This is a genomic window from Pontibacter vulgaris, from assembly GCF_022758145.1.
Taxonomy (GTDB): Bacteria; Bacteroidota; Bacteroidia; order Cytophagales; family Hymenobacteraceae; genus Pontibacter; species Pontibacter vulgaris.
Map to the genome: position 1 here is coordinate 425,348 of NZ_JAJVDH010000005.1, position 19,823 is coordinate 445,170.

General features: G+C 46.2%; 19 protein-coding genes. 14 read left to right on the top strand and 5 right to left on the bottom strand.

Annotated features, from left to right (window positions below):
* The first annotated feature begins 69 nt into the window (after positions 1-69).
* From LWP20_RS14230 to LWP20_RS14255, 6 genes are all read left to right on the top strand, one after another.
* Positions 70-681, top strand: coding sequence for a hypothetical protein (locus LWP20_RS14230; protein WP_242928825.1), 612 nt, complete (start codon positions 70-72; stop codon positions 679-681).
* Entirely contained in the window at positions 678-1,139 is a 462-nt protein-coding gene (locus tag LWP20_RS14235; protein ID WP_242928826.1) for a nitrous oxide reductase accessory protein NosL, read from the top strand. The genes LWP20_RS14230 and LWP20_RS14235 overlap by 4 nt, the downstream gene beginning before the upstream one ends.
* Positions 1,123-2,421 (top strand): nitrous oxide reductase family maturation protein NosD, encoded by a 1,299-nt coding sequence (locus LWP20_RS14240; RefSeq protein WP_242928827.1) that lies wholly within the window; start codon positions 1,123-1,125, stop codon positions 2,419-2,421. The genes LWP20_RS14235 and LWP20_RS14240 overlap by 17 nt, the downstream gene beginning before the upstream one ends.
* Positions 2,384-3,091, top strand: coding sequence for an ABC transporter ATP-binding protein (locus LWP20_RS14245; protein ID WP_242928828.1), 708 nt, complete (start codon positions 2,384-2,386; stop codon positions 3,089-3,091). Before LWP20_RS14240 ends, LWP20_RS14245 begins: the two co-directional genes overlap by 38 nt.
* Positions 3,092-3,094: 3 nt before the next feature.
* Positions 3,095-3,862: an ABC transporter permease subunit gene (locus LWP20_RS14250; protein ID WP_242928829.1), complete on the top strand. Its 768-nt coding sequence runs from the start codon at positions 3,095-3,097 to the stop codon at positions 3,860-3,862.
* Positions 3,863-4,108: 246 nt separating this feature from the next.
* Positions 4,109-5,932, top strand: a complete 1,824-nt coding sequence (locus tag LWP20_RS14255) for a cytochrome c oxidase subunit I (protein ID WP_242928830.1) — start codon at positions 4,109-4,111, stop codon at positions 5,930-5,932.
* Positions 5,933-6,020: 88 nt separating this feature from the next.
* Here the strand turns inward: LWP20_RS14255 and LWP20_RS14260 are convergent, their stop codons facing one another.
* The gene (locus tag LWP20_RS14260) at positions 6,021-6,470 is read right to left on the bottom strand and encodes a 6-pyruvoyl trahydropterin synthase family protein (RefSeq protein ID WP_242928831.1); all 450 of its coding nucleotides are present in this window, start codon (positions 6,468-6,470) and stop codon (positions 6,021-6,023) included.
* Positions 6,467-8,287: a nitronate monooxygenase family protein gene (locus tag LWP20_RS14265; protein ID WP_242928832.1), complete on the bottom strand. Its 1,821-nt coding sequence runs from the start codon at positions 8,285-8,287 to the stop codon at positions 6,467-6,469. The genes LWP20_RS14260 and LWP20_RS14265 overlap by 4 nt, the downstream gene beginning before the upstream one ends.
* Before the next feature lie 295 nt (positions 8,288-8,582).
* On the opposite strand from LWP20_RS14265, the gene LWP20_RS14270 reads away from it, so the two are divergent.
* Together LWP20_RS14270 and LWP20_RS14275 are read left to right on the top strand one after the other, a co-directional pair.
* Positions 8,583-9,026: a hypothetical protein gene (locus LWP20_RS14270; RefSeq protein WP_242928833.1), complete on the top strand. Its 444-nt coding sequence runs from the start codon at positions 8,583-8,585 to the stop codon at positions 9,024-9,026.
* Positions 9,027-9,032: 6 nt separating this feature from the next.
* Complete coding sequence (locus tag LWP20_RS14275) at positions 9,033-10,358, top strand: hypothetical protein (protein WP_242928834.1); 1,326 nt, start codon at positions 9,033-9,035, stop codon at positions 10,356-10,358.
* 124 nt (positions 10,359-10,482) lie between these two features.
* On the opposite strand, the gene LWP20_RS14280 is transcribed toward LWP20_RS14275, so the two are convergent.
* The 3 genes from LWP20_RS14280 to LWP20_RS14290 all read right to left on the bottom strand — a co-directional run bounded on the left by LWP20_RS14280 (position 10,483) and on the right by LWP20_RS14290 (position 14,720).
* On the bottom strand, positions 10,483-10,911 hold the full coding sequence (locus tag LWP20_RS14280) for a hypothetical protein (protein WP_242928835.1): 429 nt from the start codon (positions 10,909-10,911) through the stop codon (positions 10,483-10,485).
* Positions 10,912-10,924: 13 nt separating this feature from the next.
* The gene (locus tag LWP20_RS14285) at positions 10,925-11,320 is read right to left on the bottom strand and encodes a group III truncated hemoglobin (protein ID WP_242928836.1); all 396 of its coding nucleotides are present in this window, start codon (positions 11,318-11,320) and stop codon (positions 10,925-10,927) included.
* A gap of 103 nt (positions 11,321-11,423) precedes the next feature.
* Entirely contained in the window at positions 11,424-14,720 is a 3,297-nt protein-coding gene (locus LWP20_RS14290) for a vitamin B12-dependent ribonucleotide reductase (RefSeq protein WP_242928837.1), read from the bottom strand.
* Between the two features lie 487 nt (positions 14,721-15,207).
* Here LWP20_RS14290 and ric point away from each other — a divergent pair, with 487 nt between their 5' ends.
* The 6 genes from ric to LWP20_RS14320 all read left to right on the top strand — a co-directional run bounded on the left by ric (position 15,208) and on the right by LWP20_RS14320 (position 19,787).
* Positions 15,208-16,170 (top strand): iron-sulfur cluster repair di-iron protein, encoded by a 963-nt coding sequence (gene ric, locus LWP20_RS14295; RefSeq protein ID WP_242928838.1) that lies wholly within the window; start codon positions 15,208-15,210, stop codon positions 16,168-16,170.
* 136 nt (positions 16,171-16,306) lie between these two features.
* Positions 16,307-16,810 carry a hemerythrin domain-containing protein gene (locus tag LWP20_RS14300; RefSeq protein WP_242928839.1) on the top strand — a complete coding sequence of 168 codons (504 nt, stop codon included), beginning with the start codon at positions 16,307-16,309 and terminating at the stop codon, positions 16,808-16,810.
* Positions 16,811-16,812: 2 nt separating this feature from the next.
* Complete coding sequence (locus LWP20_RS14305; protein WP_242928840.1) at positions 16,813-17,646, top strand: DUF2249 domain-containing protein; 834 nt, start codon at positions 16,813-16,815, stop codon at positions 17,644-17,646.
* A gap of 8 nt (positions 17,647-17,654) precedes the next feature.
* Positions 17,655-18,962, top strand: coding sequence for a cytochrome C oxidase subunit I (locus tag LWP20_RS14310; RefSeq protein WP_242928841.1), 1,308 nt, complete (start codon positions 17,655-17,657; stop codon positions 18,960-18,962).
* Positions 18,943-19,260: a metal-sulfur cluster assembly factor gene (locus LWP20_RS14315; protein WP_242928842.1), complete on the top strand. Its 318-nt coding sequence runs from the start codon at positions 18,943-18,945 to the stop codon at positions 19,258-19,260. Before LWP20_RS14310 ends, LWP20_RS14315 begins: the two co-directional genes overlap by 20 nt.
* 44 nt (positions 19,261-19,304) lie before the next feature.
* A complete protein-coding gene (locus tag LWP20_RS14320; protein ID WP_242928843.1) occupies positions 19,305-19,787 on the top strand; it encodes an RrF2 family transcriptional regulator in 483 nt (160 codons plus the stop codon).
* Positions 19,788-19,823 lie beyond the last annotated feature (36 nt).

Here is a 19,823-nt window from a genome sequence, read left to right on the forward strand (position 1 = left end):
AATCAGCGGAGGTTGCCCCGGTAGCCTCCGCTGATTTTTTTAAAAATTTTCACCTTAAACTATAAAAGGATGAAAGCGATACATAGAGTGCTGATGATTGTGGCAGCATTATCTCTTGGCTTGTTGTTCATGTTCCCGATGTGGAAGATCTACCTCAAAGCCCCGCAATACCCCGAAGGACTTGAAATGCATATCTGGGTGAACAAGATATCAGGCAGTTCAGAAAGTGTCCTTCAGAATTTCAATATCCTGAACCACTACATCGGCATGGAGCCGATCCACGCCGAGTCGTTTGCCGAGCTTAAGTTTATGCCTTACATTGTTATTGCTTTTATGATAACCGGTGTGCTGGTAGCATTGATAGGCAAACGGAACCTGGCCGGTATTTGGGCCGGTTTATTAATGGGAGCCGGAGCCGCCGGTATACTTGACTTTTACCTATGGCTGGTAAGATTCGGTACCAACCTGAGCCCTGAAGCACCTATAAAAGTACCAGGCATGACTTACATTCCGCCATTGCTGGGCCACAAAACATTGCTCAACTTCGAGGCATTATCATTACCGGCTTTAGGCAGTGCAGGTATTTTTCTAGCCATTGTGTTTAGTATACTTGCCTTTTACCTGAGCTACAGATCAGCCAAAAAGAAAACCATTGAAACGCCAGTACATTTAGCCGCATGAAATCTGTTTTAACTATAGTTGGTTTGTTGTTTATACTTTGTGTTGTAGTTAGCTGTGCACCAGAGCAAAAACCCATACCTTATGGTGCTGCCAACTGTGCGCACTGCAACATGACTGTAGCCGATAACCGCTATGGTGCAGAACTGGTAAATGATAAAGGCAAAGCCTTCTTTTTCGATTCGTCGGAATGTTTGATGGCGTATGTAAACGAACAAACAGAATTAGCTGAAAAAGCATCTTTTATACTTGTAAGCGATTTTACAAAGCCCGGCGAGCTGATTGATGCGCGAAATGCACATTACCTGCAGAGTAAAAATCTGCCAAGCCCGATGGGTTTATACTTAACAGCTATAGCCGATAAAGCTGCAGCTACAAAAATGCAACAGGAGCACGGCGGTCGCCTGCTGACCTGGAACGAAGCGGTAACAGCCGTGAAGAACAATGAAAAACCTGAGTAAAAATATTTTTCTTATAGTAAGCACTTCGGTGTTGCTGCTGTGGGCTAATGTTGCCTTCGGCAGTACGCTGAAAGTGTGTAAAACATGTACCTATACTTCGGTAAAACAGGCGGTAAAAAAAGCCAGACCCGGCGATACCGTGTTGCTGCAGGGAGGTGTGTACCAGGAACATGGAATTGTAATTGATAAGCCGCTGACAGTGCTTGGCCAGAACAAGCCGGTACTAGACGGAAACTATAAAGGCCAGATAATTACGGTTATAGCAGATAATGTAACCATAGAGGGTCTTACGCTTAAAAATATTGCCACCAGCTATCGCCAGGACGATGCCGCTATACGCGTGGTGGAACGCAGTAACATACGCATACTCAACAATACTATACTCAACACTTATTTCGGTATTTACCTGCAGAACTCCGATAACTGCGTGATTAAAGGGAATGTGGTGAGTGGTAAAGATGTAACCGGCTTAAACGAATCTGCGCTTGGCAACGCGATACACCTGTGGTACTGCAATAACGCCGACATCAGCAACAATAAAGTAACTGGCCACCGCGACGGTATTTACCTGGAGTTTGTAGAAGACAGTGAAATAAAGAATAATATCAGCCAGAACAACCTGCGTTACGGGCTTCACTTCATGTTCTCGGATGGTAACGTGTATACGCACAATATTTTCCGGAAAAACGGTGCCGGCGTGGCCGTTATGTATACCCACAACATACGCATGGAGCACAACACGTTTGAAGGTAACTGGGGAGCCGCAGCCTATGGTTTGCTTTTGAAAGAGATCACGAACAGTGTGATCAAGAGTAACACCTTCCGCAGAAACACCACCGGTATTTACATGGAAAGCTCCAGCAGACTGGATATACAGAAAAACGAATTTGACAAGAACGGCTGGGCCATCAGGCTCCTGAGCAGTTGCATAGACGATACCTTTAAGCTGAACAACTTTACCGGCAACTCTTTTGATGTGAGCACGAACGGTAATTCCAGCATGAACCACTTCGAGAACAACTACTGGGACAAGTACAGCGGCTACGACCTGAACAAAGACAGGGTAGGAGATGTGCCGTACCGCCCGGTAAGTTTATACTCGATGCTGGTGGAGAAAGTGCCGCCTTCGGTAATGTTTATGCGCAGCTTTATGGTTGATTTGCTGGATAACATAGAGAAAGTGCTGCCGAGCTTTATACCGGAAAACCTGATTGATGAACAGCCGATGATGAGGAAGATAAGTTATGATAACGATAGAAAGATTGCACAAGTCGTACGGTAAGCTGCAGGTGCTGAAAGACGTGAATGTCAGTTTTGAAGCCGGCAGGGTAATATCGGTTATTGGCCCGAATGGTTCCGGCAAAACAACCATGAGCAAAGCTATACTTGGCATGGTGCTGCCCGACAGCGGTGACATAAAAATTAACGGCGAAAGTATACTTGGTCAGCACGCGTACCGCAGCCAGATCGGGTATATGCCGCAGATTGGCCGCTACCCCGAAAACATGAAGATCCGCCAGGTGATCGATATGATCCGTGACATTCGCAAAGATGTAAAGCAGGTAGATGAAGAACTGATCGGACTGTACGGACTGAAGGATATGTACGAGAAGCGCATGGGCGCTTTATCGGGTGGTACCAAGCAGAAAGTTAGCGCCGCGCTGGCTTTTATGTTCAACCCGCAGGTACTTATACTTGACGAACCAACTGCAGGCCTTGACCCCATTTCTGCTGAAATCCTGAAGTGCAAAATCCTGAAGGAGAAGAAAAAAGGCAAGCTTATACTTATTACATCGCATATCATGAGCGAGGTGGAAGAAGTGGCCGACGAAGTGATCTGCCTGGTTGACGGGCAGGTGAAATTCCATGACACCATCTTTGATATTAAAGCGCAAACAAACGAAGACCGCCTGAGCCGTGCTATAGCCAAAATTATGAACGAGGAGGACTAAGCCATGAACAAGATCATTAAATACGTTTTCTACGACATCATCCGCAATAAAATAATACTGGCTTATACCTTGTTTTTGCTGCTGCTCTCTTTCGGGTTATTTAACCTGGGTGGCAGCCCCGACAAAGCCATACTTAGCCTGCTAAACCTGGTGCTGCTTACCGTGCCTTTGATAAGCATTGTTTTTGCCACCACGCACTTTTATAACTCCTATGAGTTTATGGAGCTATTGGTAGCGCAACCTATAAACCGCAAAAAGATATTTATGAGTGAGTACCTGGGTGTGGCCAGCTCTCTTTCAGGTGCATTTATAGTTGGGGCAGGTATACCTATGCTGCTTTTCGGGGCTGGCGTTACCGGTTTAAACTTGCTACTCACCGGTGTTTTCATCACGTTCATTTTTGTGGCCATGGCATTTCTTGCATCGGTTATTACCCGTGATAAGGCCAAAGGTATAGGCATAGCGCTGCTGCTGTGGTTCTACTTTGCCCTGATCTACGATGGTATTGTGCTGTTTATACTTTACTCTTTCAGTGATTACCCACTGGAGAATGCTACACTTGCTTTAACAGCCCTGAACCCGATAGACCTGGGCAGAATTATAGTTTTGCTGAACCTGGATGTGTCGGCGCTGATGGGCTATACCGGGGCACTATACAAAAGTTTGCTGGGTAATTTGTGGGGGATAGGTTTGGCTTTTGGATTGCTGCTGCTGTGGGTGATGCTGCCTTTATTCAGCTCCAGAAGAATTTTCTCGAAAAGAGATTTGTAGTAAAGTAAGTATAAATGTTTTGGTGTTTTTGAGAGCGCAGGGCTAATCCTCTGCGCTTTTTTTGCTTAATAGTAGCGCTTATATTCAAACTAAAGCAATCTTTTTATTTGAATAGTTAACTTTTATACTTTCAAAGTATATCTTTTATAGGGTGGATGTAGTATGTAGGAGTTGGTAGCCTATCCGCACAAAGTGCTGCTATATAATAAGTTGAGTATATTTTACATCACTTAATGAAGTCAGAGTATGGCCAGTACCGATTTTACCACCGAGGAGGTTCATCCCGTCCATGAGGAGCATGAACATCACCACGACCTCAATTTTTTCGAAAAGTATATTTTTAGCCAGGACCATAAGGTAATTGCCAAACAGTACCTGATAACGGGTATTTTCTGGGCCTTTGTCGGTGGTTTCCTGTCGGTGTTGTTCCGGTTGCAACTGGGCTGGCCGGAAGCTACGTTCACGTTCCTGGAGCCTATACTTGGTAAGTGGGTGGAAAACGGAAAAATAGACCCGGAATTTTACCTGGCCATGGTTACCATGCACGGCACAATCATGGTGTTTTTTGTGCTCACGGCCGGGCTTAGTGGTACCTTCAGCAACTTTTTAATACCCCTGCAGATAGGCGCGCGCGATATGGCATCGGGTTTTATGAACATGCTCTCGTATTGGTTTTTCTTTCTTTCCAGCGTTGTCATGTTCACCTCCCTGTTCATCGAAACCGGGCCTGCCGGAGGTGGCTGGACGGTGTACCCGCCACTTAGTGCACTGCCACAGGCTATATCCGGTTCGGGCTTGGGTATGTCGCTCTGGCTTGTAAGTATGGCACTCTTTATTGTGTCTACTTTGCTGGGAGGCATTAACTATATAACAACAGTTATAAACCTACGAACGCGGGGTATGTCCATGACAAAGCTGCCGCTTACCATCTGGGCCTTTTTGCTGACAGCTATAGTTGGGTTGTTGTCGTTTCCGGTGTTATTTGCGGCGGCCCTTTTGCTTATTTTCGACCGGAGCCTGGGCACCAGCTTTTACTTATCCGATATCTATATTGCCGGCGAAGCCATTTCACATTCAGGAGGTAGCCCTATACTTTTTCAGCACCTGTTCTGGTTTCTGGGCCACCCAGAAGTATACATCGTGATCATGCCGGCATTTGGTATTACATCCGAAGTTATTGCCACAAATGCACGTAAGCCCATTTTCGGGTACCGGGCCATGATTGGGTCGCTGATAGGTATCTCTGTTTTATCGATTGTGGTATGGGCTCACCACATGTTTGTTTCGGGCATGAACCCGTTCCTGGGCTCGGTATTTATGTTTCTTACCCTGATCATAGCAGTGCCTTCGGCAGTGAAAGTATTTAACTGGCTGGCAACGCTTTGGCGGGGAAATATCAGGTTTACCACTGCCATGCTCTTTGCCATCGGCTTTGTTTCGATCTTTATTTCGGGTGGTCTAACAGGTATAGTGCTGGGTAACTCATCGCTGGATATACACATACACGATACGTATTTTGTGGTAGCGCACTTTCATATGGTAATGGGAGCTGCTGCCATGTTTGGTATGTTTTGCGGGGTATACCACTGGTTCCCGAAGATGTTTGGGCGCATGCTGGATGAGAAACTGGGCTTTGCGCATTTCTGGCTTACCTTTCTTGCCGTATACCTGATCTTTTTGCCGATGCACTATATTGGTATTGCCGGATTTCCACGCAGGTATTACTCCTGGAGTGGGTTTGAGGCCTTCAACACCTTCACCGATTTGAATACCTTTATCAGTATGTCGGCTATACTTAGTTTTGTGGCGCAGTTTATTTTCCTGTTTAACTTTATCTACAGCATTTTCAAAGGGCGCAGATCAACGCAAAATCCATGGCACTCTAACACACTGGAGTGGACTGCTCCTGTAAATCCGGGACATGGCAACTGGTCGGGCGAATTGCCTATAGTTTACAGGTGGCCATACGATTACAGCAAACCTGGCGCTGCAGAAGATTATATTCCGCAGGATGTACCGTTTTCAAAAACCAGTTCCTCGAACCTTCCATACGAACGAAACTTAGAGTAAAAACCATCAAACTTTCTACAGGAAGTATAAAACAAAAAAGCAGAGCTTGTACAAGCTCTGCTTTTTTGTTTTCAGTTGATTTTATACTTTAAATGTTATCAGCAGCATACCATTCGGCAAAGGAATTTTGTGTTTCCCAAAGCTTCAGGCTATGCAGTTGTATACCTTCGGGCAGCCGGTGCATTAAGCGGGTTTTAAAATCAATGAGCATGTTTTCGCAGGTAGGCTGGTAAGGTACCGGCACCAGTTTATGGTTTAACTCGCGCAATGCATTCAGCAATTGAGGCGGGCTGTCGTTTCTTAACAAAAGGGCGTGGTCCATCTGGTCAAGTATAAGCTCCTGCACTAGTTTTTTCAGATCGCCAAAGTCCAGCACCATGCCGTTTTTCGGGTGCTCCTCATCTACAACAGGAGTACCGATTATAGTAACCTGCAGCTTGTAAGAGTGCCCGTGTATGTTTTTGCAGGGGCCGTTATAGTTTAGCAAGGCATGTGCCGCCTCAAACGTAAACAGCCGCGTCAGTCTTATTTTTGTCATGCTAAAACTACCTTGTTAATTTCCTGCTCCAGCAACAGTTGGTCCTCAGCCTCAAGTAACTCATTCAGCATGATTACCTGTTGCTCCAGTTTCTCTTTTACGTTAAACAGCACCGGTAGTAATTGCTTATAATACTGTATACCCTGTAACAGGTTCTGGCGGAAGCTTTGCAGGTATTTTTGCTGCTTGTCCGGTATAGGCTCCAGTTGTTCCGAAATCTGTTTCAGCCAGTAAGCCACATACATTTTAAGCTCGTTAATAAACATGTGCGGGCGGTAGGTATTGTTGAGCACGTTTACCCGGCCGTAAATATGATCTACCATTTCCTGTAAACTGAAAATGCCTGAAAAATACGCCAGATTTGGGCCCGGGCAAATAGCCACAGCTTTAGGAGATTGCTTTTTAGGGATGTCGAGTTGTATCAGGGCTGTATCGGCGAGGCCTTCGCAGAGACATTCTTTTGCCAGCACTTTCGCTTCTTCGGCTTTATACTTTTCAGCTGTCAGGTTCATACTTTGCAACTGCTCCAGTTTGCGGCGCTGGTACTTGCGCGATGCCGTACAAATCGGCTCAGTGGTAAATTCGGTGTTGGAAACGAGGTGCTTTTTAATGCAGGGACTACCCGGTTTTCCTTTATCGGCACGGGCTGTTTTAAGGGCTTCGCTGCTGGTGCCGCGCAGCGCATTAAATGGTACCCCCAACGGCGATATCGGGCTTAAGTATAAATCCTCAGAACCTGCTTTTACCAGTTGCTGTAAGGTGTTTTCATCTACGGTGCTGGCTTCCGGAACAAGCAGGAAAGGTGTTCCCCAACCGGTAGCATCCACACCGTAATGTTGTTGTAAAAATTGCTGCTCTTCGGAAGTGCCAATACCGCCCTGCACCGTAAGGCGCATAGCCGGAGCCTCGGCCGGAACAGCCATACCTTTGCTTTGCAAGGCGCTGCTGAAAATACCATATAGTTCTTCCTGTAAAGCTTTTCGGTTCTGTTTAAATTCCTCCATAATCGGGCCCAGTAAAAAACCATCGGTGGCAAAAGCGTGGCCGCCGCAGTTCAAGCCAGATTCAATGCGAAACTCTGATACCCATAGGCCTTTTTTTGCCAGGATCTTGCCCTGCACATAAGCCGAGCGATAATCACTTACTTTGATGATGATTTTTTTAGCCAGGTAACCTTTTACATCCGGGAAGAAATTAAGGAACTGCTCGATGTAACTGTAAAGGCGCATGTTTAAGCCAGCCGAGAAAACCACAGCCGCCTGCACAGTGCTTTTTGCAAAACCTCGCAACGCGGCAAGCGCATCCGAAAATTCGGTTGGTAGTGGTTCGCCTTTATCGTTGTAGTTTATTTTGTCCAGCTTCGTCATGATGTTTACATCAATGCTGCCGGCCTGTAATAAAGTGCGTAATTCCTGTTGTATTAGTGTTTTCTGCTCCGGATTTTGAGTTTGCAGCATTTGCTCATACTTAGCCCTGAGGGGTGAATTATCTGGCAGCAGCGTGAAGTATTTTGTAAGGCGGGTGCCATCTTCAAACGCTTCGTGGCGCATGCTTTCCAGTTGCTGCTTCACAATCCTGTCTACCAGGTCGAGATATGCGGTTACGCGGCGGGCACGGTAATCTTCTTCATCCGGGGTAATGGCAGTGTAAGGTTCGTTGTAAACCTGGCTATAATGCGCGCGCATCTGTTCCAGTAAAGTGTCATCGCTCAGCGACAGCACCGAATCTATACCATACTGCGCCACTTTCTGAGGCGAGTCTATGGAAAAGGCCAGACCCATAACGGGAATGTGAAAGTTGTGAATTAAATTCTGCATAAAGTATATAAACTCTAATTGATGTTTGGTATCGCCTGATTTTCTGGAAGATGCAAGGCCTTTATAAAGCATAAAAGCGTATAGTTTCTCAGAGTACTAAGGTAGCTGCAGTAGCGTACCCGATAAATGAGTTGCATCAGCCATGAAAGTGATAAAAGTCATTGCCGGCATGCAGCAAGAAAGTATGATGAAAGTATAGGCCGGAAAAAGTGTTTTATGACGAGCATCATTTTATAGGAAGTGCGGCGGGCTTATACTTGTAAAGTTTTTGAGAAGACAACTTATGCCAAACGCGATGAAAAAAATAGCCTTATTCTTAAGTATACTTTGCCTGTTGGCTTCCTGTGCAAGCGAAACAGATTCTATTCCGTTTGAAGTGCATGAGCAACTCCCCAAAGGTGAACTGGCCCTCAATGACGGCAAAAAATGGGCAGCCGACAGTGCCACGGCTATAAACATGGCAGGTATAGATATGCTCTTGCAAAGCTTTGCGCAACAGCCCGAAAATGAATCTCTGGAAGCTTATAATGACCTTGGTAAAACGTTGCAGGGCGAATTGCAGAACCTGTTTGCGGCATGCACAATGAAAGGGGCCGCACATGATATGTTGCATACTTTACTGTTGCCCATAGCTGAAGATGTGCAGTTGCTAAATGAGAGTAAAGATGACGTAGAAGCTGCCGCTGCCTACGAACGCATAAAAGAGAGAGTGGCACTGTACCCAAATTATTTTCAATAGTTACTGATGCAGCCTGTACAGGAAAATATTTACAAGTATAAAGCTACTGCTGCAAGCCTACGATGGGTGCAGGTAGCGCTCTTTAATTTTGTTCTGATAGGTGCTTTGGGCCTGATGCTGCGCTGGACTTTTGTAGCCCCGGTTGCGGGAGTAAACTATAAATTCCTGTTACACGCGCACTCGCATGTGGCGCTGCTTGGGTGGCTTTACCCGGCACTTTTTATTGCACTATTGCATGCGTACTTACCAGCAGATGTACAGAGCAAGAAAACATATACCTGGCAATTCTGGCTGTCGCAGGGGGCGGTGCTGGGCATGTTGCTGAGCTTTCCGGTGCAGGGCTATGGGGCAGTTTCCATTACTTTTTCTACGGCGCACATCCTGCTCACTTACTGGTTTATTTACCGTTTCCTGAAAGATGCCAAAGCTGCAAAAGTAAGTTCCGGTAACTATAGTTTGTCGTTCCGGTTTGTAAAGGCTGCTTTGTTTTTCCTGGCGCTGTCGTCGTTGGGGCCCTGGAGTATGGGGCCGATCATGGCGACAGGCAACAGCTTTACCGAATTATACTACAATGCCATTTATTTCTACCTGCATTTTCTGTACAACGGCTGGCTAACTTTTGCTGTGCTGGGTTTACTTTTCTGGTTACTCGAGAAGTATAAGATCAGCTTTAATGCAAAGTATAGTTTGCTGTTTTTCAGGTTGATGTTTTGGGCCTGTTTGCCTGCTTACCTGCTGTCTGTGCTATGGATAAAACCGGATGCTATCGTTTACTTTTTAGGTGGAGCCGCAGCGTTGACTCAGGTAATTTCTTTAGCTATTCTGGTGTTTATACTTTGGCCGATATGTAAGCAATTGCTGGGTTTATTTGGCAACTGGGCTCGGGCCATACTTATACTTGCAGCTACCGCTTTTATACTTAAAACCCTGATGCAGTTCGCTACCGCACTTCCGTACATGGCCGACCTGGCGTATCAATTGCGCAACTTCATAATCGGTTATCTGCACCTGGTGCTTATCGGGTTCGTCAGCTTTTTTATACTTGCTTTTTTCGTGCAGCAGGGTTGGCTCAGCTTTAAATCAACTATTAGTCGGTGGGGGATAGGACTGTTTATACTTGGCTTTTTCAGTAGTGAGGTGCTGCTCTTTTTGCAGGGCATTTTTTACTGGGCCGGACTAGGAGCAATACCAAACTATCACACATTATTATTTGCAGTAAGTATACTTTTACCAGTTGGTTTGATCCTGTTCTTTATCTCGCAGCTCAGCAGTAAGCATAGTATAGATCAGGAAGCTGTACAAGAATCAGAATTTGAGTTGAGGAAAGTATAAATTGCATGACTTCCGAGCGTTTTTGAACCTCGGAGCGTCTTACATGCTAAGTAGGAAGACGCTCGTAGTAGCAGAGACCTGTCCCGAAAGCTTTCGGGAATGCTGCAAGGTCTGTTACTTTTACTTACAAATTTCCAAACATCTTAATCCCAAAGCTAAATAGTAAAACTACCTTTACCAGCTCGGCCCCAATGTAATAGAAATGCAAGGCAGACTTAGGCAATTCTGCTCCAGAGATTACCAACTCCGCTCGCTTGTCCATAGCAGGCAGTAGCCAGATAGTCTGTAGTAGCAGGATTACAATCGGTATAAATAGTAAGAATGACGATGAATCACCCAAGCCATCACCAACGAAAAACAGCACCAATGAAGCCAGCCCAAAGAACCATTCCACTTTATTGAGCCCGCTAAAGATCAGCCGGCCTATACTTAAGCCGATGGGCAGAGTAACACCGGGCGCCCTGAATTTCAGCCAGGCTTCCATAAAGCTGATCGCACTTACAAAGCCCACCCATAAAAAGGCGAGCAGTATCAGGTAGTGTTCGGAGTTCATCTATAGTTGTATTTTACAGGATCGTTCGGCCTTTGTTCTGTTTATAATATTCTATTTTGCTGGCGAACATATCGGCCATTTTCTGAGCACGCCATTTGGCTTCTTCTACTTTCTCCCCGGTAAACAATTCGTCTATGGTTGTATAAAACAGCAGTATCCAGCGTTCAAAATGTGCTGCATCAACAGGCAGGGTTATGTGTTTTGAGCCCGGAGCCCCCTGGTAGGTAAGCTCGTCCAGCAGCACGGTTTGCCAGAAACGGTACATGATATCCAGGTGGCGTGCCCATCTGTCCTGTATGCGCTCGTCAAAGATCGGTCCCAGCAATTCATCGGCCCGTACTCGGGTATAAAAGGTATCCACCAGCAATTTTACATCCTCTAAACGCAGTATATCTTTCTTTTCAGTCATGTTGCAATTTACTTTAAAACAGCATAATTGTCATCTCGATGATAGGAGAGATCTGATACAGATTTCTCACTACCGTTCGAAATGACAAATTGATTATTAACTACTAACTACACCCTAAACTATTGCCGCAGTTCAAACATTTATAACAGGTGCCGGAGCGGATAGTGATATGCCCACACACATTGCAGATCGGGGCATCGCCCATCATGCTGGCCAGTACCTGTTGCGTTTGCTCCATCAATACCGTTCTGCTTTGGGTAACTACAGCGTAGCTTTTTCCATTGCTCTTGGTTGTGGATGTTTCTGTAACTATAGTTGCTGCTTTTTCAGGTAGTTTTCCAGTTGGTGTTTCATCCATAATTTCCGGTTCTTCGGGCTGCACGTGTACCAGGTCTTTTCTGTTCAGATATTCGTACCCCAGCATCCTGAAAATGTAGTCGAACACCGAGGTAGCTGATTTAATGTTTGGATGCTCTACGCGGCCGGCCGGTTCGAAGCGGGTAAAGGTAAAGCGGTTCACAAACTCTTCCAGCGGCACGCCATACTGTAAACCCAGCGACACCGAGATCGCAAAACAGTTAAGGATTGACCGGAACGAAGCCCCCTCTTTATACATATCAATGAACAACTCACCTAAAGAGCCATCGGCATACTCACCTGTTCTGATATAAACCGTATGTCCGTCTATTTTTGCCTTTTGGGTAAATCCGTTGCGTTTATCCGGTAGTTTGCGGCGCTCCACCATGCGGGTTAGCTGCTCCCTGAAACCGGCATTGCTGGCATCAGCAAGTATAGCTTTGGCTGCCTGCAACACTTGTTCGGCATTATACTTTTCGTTGGCTATACTTGTCTCGGTAGTAGGTTTTTCTTCGTTTTCAGAGCTGCTGCTTTTTGAAGTAAGTGGCTGAGAAAGTTTGCTGCCATCACGGTAAATAGAGCAGGCTTTCAGGCCCAGTTCCCACGACAGTTCGTAGCAGCGTGCTACTTCTTCCACAGTGGTTTCGTTGGGCAGGTTTATGGTTTTAGAGATCGCCCCGGAAATGAACGGTTGCACGGCGGCCATCATTTTAATGTGTCCTTCGGCATGTATAAAGCGTTTGCCTTTGTTGCCGCAGCGGTTGGCGCAATCAAAAACAGCGTAATATTCAGGCTTCAGGTATGGCGCGCCTTCTACGGTCATCGTGCCGCAAACGTATTCGTTCGCTTCTTCTATTTGTTTGGAAGTATAGCCTAAGGCATGTAGCAAATTAAACCCTGTGTTTTGGTACTCTGCTGAAGTATAACCTAAACGCTCTAGACATGCTTCGCCTAAAGTATAAACATTAAAAAGCGACGACAGATCATAAGCTTTTGGTAATACTGCTTCCAGGTTGGTAATCTCTTCTTCTGTTAAGCCTTTATGTAGCAAAGATTCCGGGTTGATGTGCGGTGCGCCGGTAAGTGTACTATGGCCTTTGGCATAATTAACTATAGCATCTATTTCTTCCGAACTATAACCTAATTTGTTAAGCGCGCCTGGTATAGATTGGTTGATGATCTTAAAATAACCACCGCCTGAAAGTTTTTTATACTTTACCAGCGCATAATCCGGCTCAACACCTGTGGTGTCGCAGTCCATCAGTAACCCTATAGTTCCGGTTGGGGCGATAACGGTAGCCTGTGCATTTCGGTAGCCATACATTTCGCCCTGTTGCAGTGCTTCGTCCCAGGCGTGTTGGGCAGCTTTTAACAGGTAATACGGGCAAAGCTGCTGATTCAGGCCGTGGGGTTTTATACTTAACTTATCATAGTTCTCCGGTTGATTATAGGTGGCAAAGCGGTGGTTGCGAATCACGCGCAGCATGGCATCGCGATTCTTGTCATACTTGGCAAAAGCACCTAAGCTGGCAGCCATTTCAGCAGAAGTTCGGTAAGCGGTACCTGTCATTAGTGAGGTGATACCTGCCGATAAAGCGCGGGCTTCGTCGCTGTCGTAGGGCAGGCCCTGTACCATAAGCAATGCGCCTAAGTTGGCATAACCCAAACCTATGGTTCTGTAATCGAAAGAGCGTTGCGCTACCACTTCAGAAGGAAACTGCGCCATCAGCACTGATATCTCCAAAACTACGGTCCACAGTCTGCAGGCATGTTCGAAAGCGGCTACATCAAACTGCTGTTTCTCTTCATCAAAAAAGCGGAGTAGGTTAAGCGATGCCAGGTTGCAGGCCGTATCGTCCAGGAACATGTATTCCGAGCACGGATTTGAGGCGTTAATTCTGCCTTCAGCCGGAGAGGTGTGCCACTCGTTTATAGTTGTATCGAATTGCACGCCCGGGTCGGCGCAGGCCCAGGCTGCTTCTGCTATCTGCTTCCACAAATTACGCGCAGGTATAGATTTCAGAACCTTACCGTCGGTTCGGGCAGTCAGGTGCCAGTCTCCGTTCTGGTGCAGTGCTTTAAAGAAGGTATTTGGTACCCGTACTGAGTTGTTGGAGTTCTGGCCAGATACGGTATTATATGCTTCACCTTCAAAATCTCCGGAGTAGCCGGCCGCAATAAGGGCTGCCACTTTTTTCTCTTCGTCCTTTTTCCAGTTAATGAACTCCTGAATCTCGGGGTGGTCCAGGTCCAGGCACACCATTTTAGCGGCGCGTCGCGTAGTGCCACCCGATTTTATAGCCCCGGCTGCGCGGTCGCTCACCCTTAAAAACGACATCAGCCCCGACGAAGTACCGCCACCCGAAAGCGCTTCATCCTTACCTCTTATACTTGAAAAGTTAGTACCAACACCTGAGCCATACTTAAACACACGCGCTTCCTGCACCAGCAGGTCCATTATACCGCCTTTCTGGCCCAGGTCGTCCTGCACCGAAAGTATAAAACAGGCATGTGGCTGTGGCCGCTCAAACGCAGAACCTGATTCCTTCATTTCACCTGTATCCGGGTCTACATAGTAGTGTCCTTGAGATTTACCCGTGATGCCATAGGAATTGTAAAGCCCAGTGTTAAACCATTGCGGTGAGTTAGGTGCTGCGTATTGGCCCAGCAGCATATACACCAGTTCATCATAAAACACCTGCGCATCCTTTTCAGAAGCAAAATAGCCATACTTACTGCCCCAATCCTGCCAGCATTTTACCAGGCGGTGCACCACTTGCTTTGCAGATTTCTCAGCGCCGGTTCTACCATCTGCCTGTGGTACACCTGCTTTTCGCAGGTATTTTTGAGCAAGAATATCTGTCGCGATCTGCGACCATTGTGCTGGTACTTCCACATCGTTCAACTCTGCCACCACATCGCCGGTCGGGTTGCGGATAGTGGAGGAACGGAGCTCATAACGGAACATGTCGTAGGCATTTTGCGCTGCGGTGGTAAAGTGCCGGGCGAAGGACAGGCCAGCTGGACGTTTACTTTTCTTCATAGGGGTAGCTCTATAAATTTTATAAGGGTTTCGGTAACAGGTGTTGCGCCTTTTGGGCAGCAGGTTTGTATTTGGTCAGCACAACGTGCGTTATAGTTCAGTCATTCCTAACTTCTAAAGCAGGCCGGAAAAACAACCGGCAACAGACCTATATAGCAGCTTACTATATTTTGAGTTCACCAAGCTATCAACTATAAATCTGAATCAGGATGAGCAAGGTCACTCTTATAAATGACTTCGGTCATTTTCGTCTTTTTACTATAATAGTATACTTGTAAAGCGGATTTAAGTCTTTGAAAATCAATTTTATAGTTGATGGTAAAGACGTGATCCGGGAAGCTGTTAAAGCTTAAATAAACTGTTGCTGAACCTGTTGTAAAGGTAAGAGATGAAATAAAATAATAAAATACCTTTTTATCTTTTATTTTAAAAATACGTCATATACCTTTACGCCGGTGATTGATTACAACAACAAAATTTAACCATTATGGAAACCACACAAAGCATAGAAAAAACACTGGACGTAACAGTTCTGGAGCCACGCATGAAGCACCCGACCATTTTTGAATGGTTCGATAACCTGAAAGGTGGCGAAGCTTTTATCATACACAACGACCACGATCCGAAACCACTTTATTACCAACTGTTGGGTGAGCGTGGCAATACATTTAAATGGGAGTACCTGGAGCAGGGCCCGGAAGTATGGGAAGTGCGTATCGGTAAACTTACCCCCGAAGAAGGCGAAACTGTAGGTGAGCTGGTAGCCAAAGATTACCGCAAAGCACAGGTATTTAAAAAATTCGGTATCGATTTCTGCTGCGGCGGTAAAAAATCGGTGGCACAGGTTTGCAAAGAAAAAGGCATTAGCCAAGATGAGCTGGAGCAGGAGCTGTTAGCGATGGACGAAGCCGAGCAGAACCGCCAGGCTGAGTACGACAAATGGGAGCCATCTTTCCTGGCAGATTATATCGTGAACATGCACCATAAATATGTGCGCGAAGCGATACCTGCGCTGTACGAATACACTACTAAAATTGCCCGCGTACACGGTCAGCGCCACCCGGAGCTTATAGAAGTTGTAAAGCACTTCACTAACGTAGCCAACGAGCTGGAATCGCATATGCCGAAAGAAGAGCGCGTACTGTTTCCTTACATTAAGCAGCTGGATGAAGCCAGGAAAAGCGGCGTGAAAATGGAGCCTGCTGCCTTCGGCTCTATCCAGAACCCGATCAATATGATGGAGATGGAGCACGAGCATGCCGGTACTGAACTGGAGAAAATCCGTGAGCTTACAAATGGCTATACTTTGCCAGCTGATGCCTGCGCTACCTACACTGTTGCTTTCAAGAAACTGAAAGAGTTTGAAGATGACCTGTTCCGTCACATCCACTTAGAGAACAACATCCTGTTCCCGAAAGCGCTGGAGATGGAAAAAGAAGTAGTTAAATAGAACTATAGTTTACGGGCTTGATGGATTGGCAGGATTGAGAACTATACTTTTCCTGCGATTAAAAAGATCCTGCTGATCCTGATGTCCTGTAAGTAGTAGTTTGGAAATTGCATAACGGGCGCTGCCCACCACTGCCATGAAAAAGGCAATAACTCCCCAAAAAAGAGATAAAAGTTTAGTGCCACTGTCTCGGGAACACCACTTTGGTTTACTGTTCTGCTGGAAGATCCGGCAAGGTTTGAAGAACGGTACCGATCTGATTTTGATGCGTGCGTACGTGCGCTATTTCTGGGATACTATTTTAAAAGAGCACTGCGAAGAAGAAGAGTGGGTGCTGAAAAGGCTGTTGAAAACAGATGATACTGTAAGAGGCCGCCTGGAAGAAGAGCACAGGTTACTGCACTCGCTGGTTGAGTTGATTGAAGACGGAAGCCCGATGAACAAAGAGCTGTTTAAAGTGCTGGAGCAGGACCTGACCGATCACATCCGTTGGGAAGAACGCGAGCTATTCCCGTACCTGCAGGCCGTAGCGCACTCTGATGAACTGGAGCTGGTTGGACAACTGCTAAGCCATAAGCATGATCCGCGCATGGACACTTTTACACCTGAGTTCTGGACAAAAAAAGCGCAAGCCGAATAGCCATGAACATTGCAGCCAACACCAAAATATCGGCGCTGATAAAGGAGAACCCTGCCGCTATAGATGCCATCGCAAGTATAAACAAGCACTTTGAGAAGCTTCGTAACCCGGTGCTGCGCAAGATACTGGCATCGCGGGTAACTATAGCTGATGCTGCCCGAATAGGCGGTTGCGATATAGAAATGTTTTATCAAAAGCTGGAGCCGCTTGGCTTTATAATTGGCAACACCGCAAACGCAGATACTTTAAACCCAAATACGATGCAAACACCTGAAACCACCACTGCCACACAGCCGGCTTACCTGGCGCAACTACCAGAGCAAAATATAATTACCCTGGATGTTTGTGAAGATATAGTCACCGGTAACGATCCGTTTCTGAAGATCATGAACGCAGTGGAGGAGATAGGAGAGAACAATGCTTTGCTGATTATCAACACTTTTGAGCCAACACCGCTTATCGCCATCCTGAAAAAGAAAGGCTATAGTTTCTGGACGGATGTGAAGAACGAGAACCTGGTTTATACTTACTTCTGGCTTGAAAACGAAACTGAGGCTACTGAACAGATAACTATAAAACCTGCGGAAAACAGCTTTGAAGATATGATGGCCCGCTTTGCCGGTAAGGTAAAACGCATTGATGTACGCGCTATGGAAATGCCCCAGCCTATGGTAACTATACTTGGTGAACTGGAAGTGTTGCCTACTGGTGAAGCCCTGTATGTGGTGCACAAACGGGTACCGCAGTTCCTGTTGCCTCAACTGGAGGAGCGAGGCTTTAACATTACTATACAAGAGGTTGGCCCTAACCAGGTTGACTTACTGATCTATAAATAACCAAAACGATGAGCACTGCTACTACATCTAATTCGCCGGGCAAATGGGTTGTGCTGCCGCATTACGCGTTCGCTGCCCTGGCTTTTGTAGCGCTCAGCATTCTGCTGCTCTTCTCTACCGATGCCTTCAGTGGCCATTATTTCCACCCAAAACTGCTGACCTTAACTCACGTGGCCGCACTGGGCTGGGCAACGATGCTTATTTTCGGGGCGCTGTACCAGTTATTGCCGGTGGTGCTGGAGTGTAAACTATACTCTGAGAAGCTGGCAACTATAGCCTTTGGGTTTTTAGGTGTAGGTACTATACTACTGGCCTGGTGCTTCTGGAATTTTGAATTGGGCCATGTCATGCACGTAGCTGCCTGTAGCCTGGTCATCTCGTTTATACTTCTGAACATCAACGTCATACAGACCGCGCGCCTGGCGCCCAAATGGACCATAGAATCTGATTTTATAGTTACTTCGGCTATTTGGTTGCTGGTTACGGGTATAGTTGGTTTGGTTATGGTGCTGAACTTTACGATGGCTTTTCTGCCGGTAGAGCACACGCATTACCTGAAACTGCACGCCCACATTGGTATGGCCGGCTGGTTTCTGCTACTGATAATAGGAGTAGGAGCGAAGCTGATCCCAATGTTTTTACTGGCACACGCCGAGAGCACTAAAAAGCTGAACTGGAGCTATAACCTGATCAATGCTGGCTTAGTGTTTTTCATTTTTGATCACCTGTTTATCCATACTTCGCTGTTGCCGGTTTATGCCGGGTTGGTGGTTGGTGGTGTGCTGCTGTTCCTTTTATTCATCTACGAGACAAGTAAAACACGCCAACGCCACGATGTGGACCTGGGTATGAAACAGACCTTTGTAGCACTTGGCTTACTGGTGTTACCGATTGTGCTGGTGTTTATAGTTAGCAGTAACGTCAATCTTCCGCAACAGCTTTTGTCGGCAGTTTATTTAGTGTATGGCATTTCGGTTTTCCTGGGTTTTATATCCGCCATTATACTTGGGCAGACTTTTAAAACACTGCCTTTTATCATCTGGATGCACGCTTATGAAGATTATGTGGGCCGTTTTAAAACGCCTTTGCCAAAAGACCTTTACAACCATACTATTCAGCGCTGGCAAAACATCAGTTACCTCCTCGGGTTTATACTTCTGATAACGGGTATACTGCTGCGCGACCAACAACTTATACTTGCCGGTGCTATCGGCTTTACTATCACATCGTTGCTATACACGGCCAATGTGTTTCAACTGCTCATGCATAAAGTTCAGGAACTAAAACCTTTTTCCTATGGAAACGCAAGTGTCTGAAGACTTCGGAAATGAAGTCTACGAAACCTTAAAATACATCATCGACCCCGAAGTGGGCATAAATATAGTTGACCTGGGTCTGATCTATAGCGTGAGCCTGGATGGCGAACTGCTGGAAATTGACCTGACCCTGACAACACCAGGCTGCCCCATGAGCGGCACCATCGTAAATGCAACAGAGCAGATCCTGTTAAAACGTTTTCCGAACCTGGATGTAAAAGTGAACCTGGTGTGGTCACCGCCGTGGTCTACGGAAATGATCACGGAAGAAGGGATGCGGCAGTTGGAAGGGAAATAGTACCTTTGCAGCCGTGTTAGTGTTAGAAGTATAAACAGATTCTCATGTTATCGAAAACAACGGAATATGCCCTGCGTGCCATTGTGTACATCGCTCTGAACGATGCACAGGGGCTTAAAGTAGGCATCAAGGAAATAGCCAAGGAGTTGGAATTGCCCGCGCATTTTATGGGCAAGATCCTCCAGGACCTGGTTCGTAAAGGTATAATTGCCTCTGTAAAAGGACCGGGCGGCGGGTTTTACCTGCACCGACAAGCCAGCGAGATCAGCCTGTTGGAGGTAGTGAAAACAATAGACGGACTGGAAGCTTTCCGGAAATGTGGCATGGGTATGAAGCAATGCTCCGATACGCATCCCTGCCCGTTGCACGACGAGATAAAAGCTTACCGTAACCAATTGTTACGGGTATTTGATACAAAAACAATACAGACGCTGGTAGATGGCATTAATTCAGGCGAGTATTTTATTACCAACCTGCACGACGAGCTGCCAAAAGAAAGTATTTCAGGGCCTGGATCAAAGGAATAATCTGTAATTCTGACAAAACAATAGTAGAATCTTAGT